The following is a 10,568-nucleotide window of genomic DNA, read 5'->3' as shown; positions in this document are numbered from 1 at the left end:
TTCGGCGCCAATAGTGTTCACTGTCGGGGTGCGCGCGCAACCTCCCCCACCGGCCCGGTGGGCCGACGCCGGTCTGGTCAGCGGCGAGGCGGTCGAGCTGGACGTCCGGGCGGCCCGGCTCGGCTCCCGGGTGCTCGCCCTGCTGATCGACCTGCTCGCCCAGCTGGTGGTCGCGCTGCTGCTGTCGGCCGTGCTGGCGGTGGTCCTGCTCCTGCTCCAGGACGTGGTGGACGGCGCTCTCGCGGGGGCGTTGCAGACCGTGCTGCTCATCCTCGTGCTGGTCGGTTACCCGGTGCTGATGGAGCGGTTCGTCGGCGGGCGGACGCTGGGCAAGCTCGCGGTGGGGCTGCGGGTGGTCCGCGCCGACGGCGGACCGGTCGGCGTGGGCCAGTCGCTGACCCGGGCCCTGGTGGGCGTCGCGGTGGAGTGGCCCGGGCTGGTGCTGCCGCTGCTGAGCTGGGCGGCGAGCGTGACGGTGATGCTGACTGACCCGCGCGGTCGCCGGTTGGGCGACCTGGTCGCCGGCACGCTCGTGGTGCACACCCGGGGCGCCGGGGTGTGGCGTCCGCTGCCACCTGCGGTGCCACCGCTGCTGGCCTGGGCGCACACCCTGGACCTGACCCGGCTGGACGACGGATTGGCGCTGGCCGTCCGGCAGTACCTGGGCCGGGTGCACCAGTTGGCGGAGCCGGAGCGCGGCCTGCTGGGGCGCGAGCTGTGGGCCGAGCTGGCCGCGCGCGTCTCGCCGCCGCCCCCGTGGGCCGCGCCCGAGCCGGCCTACCTGGCCGCCGTGCTGGCCGAGCGGTACCGCCGGGCGGCGCACCGGCTGGGGCGTACCCGGGCGGTGACCGCCACGCTCTGGCCGGAGCTGGCGCCCGCGCCGGTCGCGGTCCCGGCACCGGTCGCCGCACCGCCCGCGATGGCGTTGCGGCCCGCCGTGCCCACCCAGCCCCATCCGGTACGCGGACAGTCCAGCCCGCTCGACGCGGAGCGCTGACGGTCAGGAGAAGAGCGCGCGCCCCCACCAGTCGGCGGCGTCGCGGACGCCGGGCGGGCAGGCGAACAACCCGCTGGAGACGTGCCGCAGGTACTCGTTCATCGCGTCGTGCCGGGAGAGCCGGGTCTGGATCGGCACGAACTGCTTGCGCGGGTCCCGCTGGTACGCGATGAAGAACAGCCCGGCGTCGAGCCGGCCCAGCCCGTCCGAGCCGTCCACGAAGTTGTAGCCGCGGCGCAGCAGGTGCGCGCCGCTGTTCTGGCTCGGATGGGCGAGCCGGACGTGCGAGGTCTCGGCGATCACGGGCTGGCCGTCGTCGCCCTTGGCGGCGAAGTCCGGCTCGTCGAACTCGTCGCGCCGGCCCAGCGGGGCGCCGCTGCCCTTGGTCCGGCCGATGATCTGCTCCTGCTCGGCCAGGGAGCTGCGGTCCCAGGTCTCGATCTGCATCCGGATCTTGCGGGTGACCAGGTACGACCCGCCGGTCATCCAGTCCGGCCCGTCGCCCTGCTGCGCCCAGAGCTGCTCGCGGAGCAGGTTGGCGTCCTCGGCCTTGAGGTTGGCGGTGCCGTCCTTGAAGCCGAACAGGTTGCGCGGGGTGGCCTGGTCCCGCGAGGTCGACGAGGTACGCCCGAACCCGAGCTGCGACCAGCGGACGCTGACCACGCCCATGCCGATCCGGGCCAGGTTGCGGATGGCGTGCACCGCCACCTGCGGGTCGTTGGCGCAGGCCTGGACGCAGAGGTCGCCGCCGGAGATCTCCGGCTGGAGTGCGTCCCCGGCGAAGTGCGGCAGGTCGGCCAGGGCGGCCGGCCGCTTGCCGGCGATGCCGAACCGGTCATTGCCCTGGGCGTCCCGGAACAGCGTCGGGCCGAAGCCGACGGTGAGGGTGAGCTGAGACGGCGGCAGGCCCAGCGCCTCGCCGGTGTCGTCCGGCGGCGCCTCCGGCACGCCGTTGACGGCGCCGATCAGGCCGGCGTCCTTCCCGGCGGTCATCCGGGCTGCGGCGGCGGTCCACTCCTGGAGCAGCGCGACCAGCTTCGCCCGGTCCTTGGTGATCACGTCGAACGCGACGAAGTGCAGCCGGTCCTGGGCCGGGGTGGTGATGCCGGCCTGGTGCTCGCCGTGGAACGGCACCGACCCGGCGGCCACCTCGTGCGCCGCGGCGTGGTCGCCGCCGCGGACCAGCGCGGTGACGCCGGCCGCCACCCCGGCCGCGCCGGCGACGCCGACCCCGGCCAGGGTGATGGCCCGCCGCCGGGACATCCCGGTCGTGGCTGGGGTCGCGGTGCTCGGCTCGCTCATCGCGTCACCAGCGGCTCCGGTGGTCATCGCGCGACGACCACGGCGACCTTGCTGATCGGCTCGGCGAGCGCGTTGATGCTGTCCGACAGCTCCTTGAGCTCGGCCTTGCCGAGCTGGGTGTGCAGCTTCCAGCCGTCGCCGGCGCGGTGCTTGCCGAGGGTGGCCTCGACGTTGGCGAACTCGGTGTCGAGCTGCTTGACCAGCTCGGGCGCCCGCTGCTCCAGGGCCGGGCGGAGCGCGGCGATGGCCGCCTTCGAGCCCTCCAGGTTGGCGCTGAAGTCCCAGAGGTCGGTGTGCGAGTAGCGCTCCTCCTCGCCGGTGATCTTGCCGCTGGCGACCTCGTCGAGGAGGGCCTTCGCGCCGTTGGCGAGCTGGAGCGGGGTGAGCTTCTCGGCGTTCGCCTTGGCGACGATCGCCTTCACGTCGGTGAGCAGCTGGTCGGCGATGGCGCCGTCCTTGCTGACGTCACCGGTGGTCCACAGGTCCTTCTCGATCCGGTGGAATCCGGTGAACTGCATGCCCTCCTCGACGACCTCCTCGCGGCCGTCGATCTTCGGGTCGAGGTCGCCGAAGCTTTCCGCGACCGGCTCGATCCGCTCCCAGTAGGTCCGGGTCACCGGGTAGAGCGCCTTGGCCTTGGCCACGTCGTTGGCCTTGACCGCGGCGACGAACTCCTCGGTCTTGGTCAGCAGGGCGGCGGTCTGGCTCTGCACGTACCGCTGATAGCTGGTGGTGGCCTCGGTGAGCGCGGCGTCCGGCGCCACGCTCGCGGCGGTGCCGCTGACCTTCAGCGCGCCCCGGATGCCCCGGCCGCTCATGCCCGGCTTGCAGGCCGTCTCGTACGTCCCGGCGGGCAGCTCGACGTGCAGCTCGCGGCTCAGGCCGGGGGCGATGTTCTCCACCTCGCCCATCACCCGGTCGCCGGCCGCGTAGACGTAGAACTCGTTGACCTTGGAGCCGGAGTTGGTGATCTTGAAGCTCACCTGGCCGGCCTGGACCTCGGTCCTGCCGACCTCGCAGGCGCTGTCGGTGGCCTTGACCACGACCGGCCCGCCGGCCGTCGCCTCCTGCTTGTCGTCGCCGCCCCCGCACCCGGCCAGGCCGGCCACGGCGAGCATCCCGGCGGCAGCGGGCACGACGAATCGAGTGGTACGCATCGGTGCGATGTCTCCTCGGGAAACGGGCGGTCAGGCGCGCTGCGCCGGGCTGGCGGGGGCGTCGGTCGCGACCGGCTCGGCGGCCTTCGCGGCGTCGGCCGGAGTGTCGGTGGGCGCGGCCTCGGCGGTCGGCGCGGCCTCGGCGGCGGGCCCGGCCGGGGCGGTGGCCGGCTTGGCGGGGGCAGCGGGCTTGCCCGGCTTGCGCAGGAAGAGCACCAGCACCGGCACCCCGTACGCCACCCAGGCGACCACCTCGAGCACGCTCGGCGCGGCGGTGATGTTGAACATGCCGCTCAGCAGGGCCGCGTACCAGGTGCTCGGGTCGAGCACCGAGGAGATGTCGAAGGCGTGGTTGTTCAGCCCGGGCAGGACGCCGGCCTCCTGGAAGTCGTGCACGCCGTACTTGAAGATGCCGGCGGCGACCAGGATCAGCAGCGCGCCGGTCCAGGTGAAGAACTTGCTCAGGTTGAGCTTCAGGGCGCTGCGGTAGAGCAGGAAACCGATCACCACGGCGGTCGCGATGCCCCCGATCAGCGCGAGCAGCGGGCCCCGGCCGGCGCCGCCGGCCGCGCTCTCGGCGGCGGAGTAGAAGATCAGCGCGGTCTCCAGGCCCTCCCGGATGACCGCGAGGAAGGCCATGCCCGTCACCGCGACCGCGCCGACGGCCAGCGCGTCGGACAGCTTGCCGCGCAGCTCACCGGCGATGCTCCGGGCGGCCTTGCGCATCCAGAAGATCATCCAGGTGACGAAGACCACGGCGGCCACGGAGGTGACCGCGTCGAAGAGTTCGCGCGACTCCGAGGTCCGCAGCAGCGTGGTCGAGGTGTACTCGATCAGCCAACCGAAGAGCACCGACAGGGCCACGGCCGCGCCGACGCCGAGCCACACGTGCGGCAGCCGGTTGCGTCGGTTCGACTTGACCAGGAACGCGACCAGGATGCTGACCACGAGGGCCGCCTCCAGGCCCTCCCGCAGGCCGATCAGGTACGTGGCGAACATCGAGCACTCCGTCGTTGGTTAGGCACGCCTCAGTTAAGTTAGGGCAGCCATACCTTGCTCCTGATCCGAGCCGCCGTCAAGTCGTTCTGGAGAACGTCACCCGGACCGACGGCAACCGGACACGCGCTGGTCAGCTCAACTTTCCGCGCCGGTGGCGAGGGTCACCAGGGCCATCCGGCCCCACCTGGCCACCGGGAGCCGGCGCGACGCGCCGGGGCCGACGGAGTGTCCGCGTACGCGAAAAGGGACCGGGACGGCCGCGCGGCGGCCGACCCCGGTCCCTTCCAGACGGGACTCAGTACCGGTAGTGCTCCGGCTTGAACGGGCCCTCCTGCGGCACGCCGAGGTACGCGGCCTGCTCCTTGCTCAGGGTGGTCAGCTTGGCGCCGAGCGCGTCCAGGTGCAGCCGGGCGACCTTCTCGTCCAGGTGCTTGGGAAGCACGTACACGCCGATCGGGTACTCGTCGGTCTTGGTGAAGAGCTCGATCTGCGCGATGGTCTGGTTGGCGAACGAGTTCGACATCACGAAGCTCGGGTGACCGGTGGCGTTGCCCAGGTTCAGCAGGCGCCCCTCGGAGAGCACGATGATGGCGTGGCCGTCGGCGAAGCGCCACACGTCGACCTGCGGCTTGACGTTCTCCCGGGTGACGTCCGGGCGCTTCGCCAGGCCGGCCATGTCGATCTCGTTGTCGAAGTGGCCGATGTTGCCGACGATGGCCTGGTGCTTCATCCGGGCCATGTGCTCGTTGGTGATGACGTCGAAGCAGCCGGTGGCGGTGATGAAGATGTCCGCCTGCTCGACCACGTCGTCCAGGGTGGCGACCTGGTAGCCGTCCATCGCCGCCTGGAGCGCGCAGATCGGGTCGACCTCGGTCACCACGACCCGGGCGCCCTGGCCGCGCAGCGACTCGGCGCAGCCCTTGCCCACGTCGCCGTAGCCGAGCACGACGGCCATCTTGCCGCCGATCAGCACGTCGGTGGCCCGGTTGATGCCGTCGATGAGCGAGTGGCGGCAGCCGTACTTGTTGTCGAACTTGCTCTTGGTCACCGAGTCGTTGACGTTGATGGCCGGGAAGAGCAGGGTGCCGTTGCGGTGCATCTCGTAGAGCCGGTGCACGCCGGTGGTGGTCTCCTCGGTCACGCCCTTGATGCCGGCGGCGATCCGGGTCCAGCGCTGGCCGTCCTCGGCGAGCGAGCGGTGCAGGAGCTTGAGGATGACCGCGTACTCCTCGGAGTCGGCGGACTCGACCGGCGGGACGACCCCGGCCTTCTCGAACTCGGCACCCTTGTGGACGAGCAGGGTGGCGTCACCGCCGTCGTCCAGGATCATGTTCGGAGCCTGCCCGTCCGGCCAGGTGAGCACCTGCTCGGTGCACCACCAGTACTCCTCCAGGCTCTCGCCCTTCCAGGCGTAGACCGGGACGCCGGCCGGGGCCTCGGGGGTGCCGCTCGGGCCGACGACGATCGCGGCGGCGGCGTGGTCCTGGGTGGAGAAGATGTTGCACGACGCCCAGCGGACCTGCGCGCCGAGCGCGACCAGGGTCTCGATCAGGACGGCGGTCTGGATGGTCATGTGCAGCGAGCCGGTGATGCGGGCACCGGCGAGCGGCTGCGCGTCGGCGAACTCACGCCGGATCGCCATGAGGCCGGGCATCTCATGCTCGGCGAGCTGGATCTCCTTGCGCCCGAACGCGGCGAGCGACAGATCCGCCACCTTGTAGTCGCCCTCGGCGAGGGTGCTCGGCCGGGCCTCGGACGACGCGCCGCTGGGGGCCGCCGGGAGGGTGCTGGTCATGGAAGCTCCTGTCGAACGATGTGGTGCGCAGCCTTCCACCTTACGCGCGGGGGCTTCCGCGGCAGCGCCCGGACGGGGGACAGCGCACGGGGCGGTCGGTGGTGAACGGAACTCTCCGCCCACGGCCCGGCCGCCCCGTGCATCCCCCCGGTTTGGTTCCCCGCGCGTCACCGGACCTTCGTCGCGACAACGCTGCGTACCCATAGGGTCACACCGCAGCAGGGGTGCGTCAAGCTATTTCGGGAAAGTCGGACTTGTTCCGTCGGCGTAGCGCTGGGCCGCCTCCGGGTTCCCGGGATCAGCGCAGACCGCAGGTGGCGACGTACGCCTCACCCTCGCCGCCGATGACCAGCGGGCCGCCGGCCGCGGTGCCCACCGCCGCCTGCCCCGGCCCCAGGGCCACCGTGCCTACCCCGTCGTCCACCGCGAGCTTGCCGGCCCGGCAGAGCACCACGCGCGGGCCGGGCAGCGCCAGCCGCACCCCCGCCTCGCCGGCCGTCACCTCGACCCGGTGCAGCGCGAAGTCCTCCACCGGCACCGGCCAGGTCACCACGCCCGGCGCCACCGGCACCGGGCGCACCACCGGCTCGTCGAGCACCTCGAACCGCAGCACCCGCAGCAGCTCGTCCACATCGACCCGCTTCGGCGTGAGCCCGCCACGCAGCACGTTGTCGCTGGCCGCCATGATCTCCACGCCGGTGCCGCGCAGGTAGGCGTGCAGGTTGCCGGCCGGCATCCAGATCGCCTCGCCCGGCGCCAGCCGCAGGTGGTGCAGCAGCAGCGCCACCAGCACCCCCGGGTCGGCCGGGTAGTCGACCGCCAGAGCCCGGGCCAGCACCGCGTCCGACGACTCCGGCTCGGCGCGTCTGGAGCCGCGCCGCGACCCGGAGCCGTCGTCCGGGCTGGCGACCTCCGCCGTCAGCACGCTCGCCACCAGCCCGGCGCGCTCCGCCTCGGGCCAGCTCAGCAACAGGCGTACGGCCTCCCGCAGCCCCGCCGGCCCGGTGCGCAGCGCCGCCACCACCGGGTCCAGCGCGGGTACGCCGAACGCCGCGATCGCCGCCGCCGACTCCGCCGGGTCGCGGAACCCGCAGAGCGCCTCGAACTCGCTCAGCGCGACCAGCAGCTCCGGCTTGTGGTACGGGTCGACGTAGTTGACCCGGTCCGGGTCGGCCGCGTGCCCGGCCCGGGCCTGGTCGGCGTCCGGGTGGGCCTGCAGGCTCAGCGGGGCGTCCGCGGCCAGCACCTTGAGCAGGAACGGCAGCCGGGTGCCGAACCGGCCGACCAGCCGCTCACCCAGCCAGTGCGCCGGCTCGGCGAGCAGCAGGTCGGTCAGGCTCACCGGGCTGCCCTCCCGGTCCACCGTGGCCGGCGCGCCCGGGTGGGCACCCAACCACAGCTCCGCCTCCGGCCCGTCGCTCGGCACCGGCCGCCCCTGCAACTCGGCGATCGCGGTACGCGAGCCCCAGGCGTAGTCCCGGATCTGTCCCTGCAGCAACTCCACGGTCAGCTCCCGGGTCGATCGGCCACCTCGTCGGCGTCCGCCGGCTTGTCGGACGTGGCCTCAGGCTGCGGCACCGCGGTGTGCGACGCCTGTCCGGTGCCGGCCCGTTCCGCCGCCGCGCTGTAGATGTCCGGCTCCAGGTAGATGACCCGGGCGATCGGCACCGCGCTGCGGATCCGCGCCTCGACGGCGTTGATGTCCCGGGCCAGTTCCTCGGCGGTCTCGCAGGCCGGCACGGCGATCTTCGCGGCCACCATCAGCTCGTCCGGGCCCAGGTAGAGCGTCTTCATGTGGATGATCCGCTCCACCTCGGGGCCCTCCGCGACGGCCCGCTGGATCGCGGCCAGATCCTTCGGGTCGGCGCCCTCGCCGAGCAGCAGGCTCTTGGTCTCGATCGCCAGGGTCAGCGCGATGACCACCAGCAGCACACCGATCATCGCGGTGCCGAGGGCGTCCCACATGCCGTTCCCGGTGGCCAGCGTCATCCCCACGCCGAACAGCGCGAAGACCAGACCGATCAGCGCGGCGAAGTCCTCCAGCAGCACCACCGGCAGCTCGGGCGCCTTGGCCCGCCGGATGAACCGCACCCAGGACTGGCTGCCCCGGATCAGGTTCGACTCCTTGATCGCGGTACGGAACGAGTAGCCCTCCATGCCGATCGCGACCACCAGGACACCCACCGGCACCCACTGCCAGCTGGTGATCGCCACCGGGTGCTTCGCCTTGTGGTACGCCTCGTAGAGCGCGAACAGGCCACCGAGGCTGAACAGCACGATCGACACGATGAACGCGTAGATGTAGCGCTCTCGGCCGTACCCGAAGGGATGCTCCGGGGTGGCCTCCCGCTTGGCCCGGCGGCCGCCGAGCAGCAGCAGACCCTGGTTGCCGGAGTCGGCGACCGAGTGGATCGCCTCGGCCAGCATCGACGAGGAGCCGGTCAGCAGGAACGCGACGAACTTGGTGACGGCGATGCCGATGTTCGCCGCCAGGGCAGCGATGATCGCCCTCGTCCCACCGTTGGCGCTCACGCCACCGCCTCGCTTCGCTCGGCGGCGGCGCGAGGCGCCGCGCTGCTGAGCCAAATGGCTCGCTCGCTCCGCTCGCTCACTGGTTCGCCAGCTCCTTCATCTCCGTGACGGCCGGAACGGCCATCGGGTCCAGCCCGTGTGCCAGGGCGAGATAGATCGAGGCGAAGTCGGGGACCGCCACCAGCGAGGCGAGCCGCTCCAGCGCGGAACCGCCCTCGGCGGTCACCACGTCGCAGCGCACCCCGCGCCGCTCGGCGAGGGTCTGCACGGCGTCGGCCCGGCGCTCCTCCACCGCGAGCGGCTCGTCGGTGTCGTCCTCCGCGTTGAGCCCGCCGTCGCGCAGCAGCACCAGCCGCAGCCGGGTGCCGTCGTCACCGTCCTCGCCGGGGTCGGCGAAGATGTCCCGCTCCCCCTCGGCGAGGCCGCCGAAGACGCCGTCGAGCAGGCCGACCCGGCCCCGGCCGGCCTCGCCCAGCGCCCCGGCGACCACCGGGTAGCGGGCGTTGGCGGAGAGCGTGTCACCGAACCGGCGGGCGGCCACGGTCGCCAGCGGGGACGAGCCCCAGACGATCGGGATCGAGCCAGCCAGGCCCAGCGCGAGGGACTTCGCCGGGTTGACGAAGGACTCGGCGGACGGGCGGCACCGGTCGGCGTCGGCGTCCAGCCGGGCCGCCGTCTCGGCCAGGTCCGCCTCGTTGACCTTCACCAGCCCGAGCGTACGGGCGGCCAGCAGGACCGGCACCGTGAGCGCCCAGAGACTGGCCCGGGCCGGAGCCCGCCGCGGCACCGGGATGAACGGCGCCCGGGCCCGCTCCGCCACCGACTGGAGCTGGGAGTCCGGGGCGCCGACCGCGACCAGACGGGCCCCCCGCCGGTGCGCGGCCTCGGCGGCGCCCAGTGCCTCAGGACTGCGGCCGGAGGCGCTCACCGCGATGACCACGTCCGCCGCGCCCACCCAGCCCGGCACGCCCGCGCTGCGGTGCGGGATCACCGGCACCGGGCAGCGCGGCCCGGCCACCGTGGCCAGCACGTCACCGGTACGCCCGGCGGTGCCGATGCCAGCGATGACTACCGCGCGGGGCCGACCCTCGTCGGCCAGCACGCTCAGGTTCGCCTCGGCGGCCAGCGCCGCCGACTCGCGCACCTGGGCGCCGGCGGACGCGGTGAACCGCAGCATGCCGCCCGGATCCCGCTCGTTCAGCCGATCGGGATCGTCCAGCAGCGACTCGTCGGCGTGCCGGTGCCCGCTGACCCCGGCCGTACCCTCCATCACGGCTGCGTCGCGGAGCCGCCGCGCGCGTCGTCCGTCGCGGGCCCGCCGCGCGCCTCGTCCAGCAGCAGCACCGGTACGTCGTCACGCACCTCGAAGATCCGGCCACACTCGGTGCAGGTCAGCGTCTGCGCCTGCGGGTCGTAGTCGAGCGGGGCGTGGTGTGTGTCCGGGCAGGCGAGGATCTCGAGCAACTGCGGGTCCAGGGCCACGGCGCGGCTCCTTCCACGAAGGCGGTCTCACCGGTCGACGGTGCCGCCCGGCGCACGCGATCTTATCGGCGAACCGGCACCGGCACCGTGCCACGTCTCGACACGAACGGCACCCGCCGCTCGGCGTGGTGGTCACCCGGTCAGGTCGCCGCCACACACCGTCACCGTAACGCCCGGCGGGCGGCCGGACCCGGGCTCAGCGAGGCGGGCGGGGCAACACGCTGGTCGCGTCCGGGCCGGCGGCCGGCGGCTCGCCACCCGGGCGGCCGCCCGCGGCGGGGGGCGCCCCGTACACGTTGCCGGT

The 10,568-nt window shown here is 73.2% G+C and carries 9 protein-coding genes; 1 reads left to right on the top strand and 8 read right to left on the bottom strand.

Going from position 1 to position 10,568, the window contains the following annotated elements; all coding sequences use genetic code 11:
- Window positions 1-28: 28 nt before the first annotated feature.
- Window positions 29-997 (top strand): RDD family protein, encoded by a 969-nt coding sequence (locus ONA70_RS04110; protein WP_265004973.1) that lies wholly within the window; start codon window positions 29-31, stop codon window positions 995-997.
- Between the two features lie 3 nt (window positions 998-1,000).
- Here ONA70_RS04110 and efeB read toward each other — a convergent pair whose 3' ends face one another.
- The 8 genes from efeB to ONA70_RS04070 all read right to left on the bottom strand — a co-directional run bounded on the left by efeB (window position 1,001) and on the right by ONA70_RS04070 (window position 10,264).
- Window positions 1,001-2,326, bottom strand: coding sequence for an iron uptake transporter deferrochelatase/peroxidase subunit (efeB, locus tag ONA70_RS04105; protein WP_265004972.1), 1,326 nt, complete (start codon window positions 2,324-2,326; stop codon window positions 1,001-1,003).
- Window positions 2,323-3,456, bottom strand: a complete 1,134-nt coding sequence (efeO, locus tag ONA70_RS04100) for an iron uptake system protein EfeO (protein ID WP_265004971.1) — start codon at window positions 3,454-3,456, stop codon at window positions 2,323-2,325. The genes efeB and efeO overlap by 4 nt, the downstream gene beginning before the upstream one ends.
- A gap of 30 nt (window positions 3,457-3,486) precedes the next feature.
- Window positions 3,487-4,455 (bottom strand): iron uptake transporter permease EfeU, encoded by a 969-nt coding sequence (gene efeU / locus ONA70_RS04095; RefSeq protein ID WP_265004970.1) that lies wholly within the window; start codon window positions 4,453-4,455, stop codon window positions 3,487-3,489.
- A gap of 295 nt (window positions 4,456-4,750) precedes the next feature.
- Complete coding sequence (gene ahcY / locus ONA70_RS04090; protein WP_265004969.1) at window positions 4,751-6,250, bottom strand: adenosylhomocysteinase; 1,500 nt, start codon at window positions 6,248-6,250, stop codon at window positions 4,751-4,753.
- A 298-nt stretch (window positions 6,251-6,548) separates the two neighbouring features.
- Entirely contained in the window at window positions 6,549-7,754 is a 1,206-nt protein-coding gene (gene manA, locus ONA70_RS04085; RefSeq protein ID WP_265004968.1) for a mannose-6-phosphate isomerase, class I, read from the bottom strand.
- Window positions 7,755-7,756: 2 nt separating this feature from the next.
- Window positions 7,757-8,782 carry a cation diffusion facilitator family transporter gene (locus ONA70_RS04080; RefSeq protein ID WP_265004967.1) on the bottom strand — a complete coding sequence of 342 codons (1,026 nt, stop codon included), beginning with the start codon at window positions 8,780-8,782 and terminating at the stop codon, window positions 7,757-7,759.
- Window positions 8,783-8,858: 76 nt separating this feature from the next.
- Entirely contained in the window at window positions 8,859-10,055 is a 1,197-nt protein-coding gene (locus tag ONA70_RS04075; protein ID WP_265004966.1) for an SIS domain-containing protein, read from the bottom strand.
- A complete protein-coding gene (locus tag ONA70_RS04070; RefSeq protein WP_265004965.1) occupies window positions 10,052-10,264 on the bottom strand; it encodes a Trm112 family protein in 213 nt (70 codons plus the stop codon). The genes ONA70_RS04075 and ONA70_RS04070 overlap by 4 nt, the downstream gene beginning before the upstream one ends.
- Between the last annotated feature and the right edge of the window lie 304 nt (window positions 10,265-10,568).

It is taken from the genome of Micromonospora yasonensis, assembly GCF_026013475.1.
Classification (GTDB): Bacteria; Actinomycetota; Actinomycetes; order Mycobacteriales; family Micromonosporaceae; genus Micromonospora; species Micromonospora yasonensis.
This window is presented reverse-complemented; position numbering and strand designations above follow the sequence as displayed.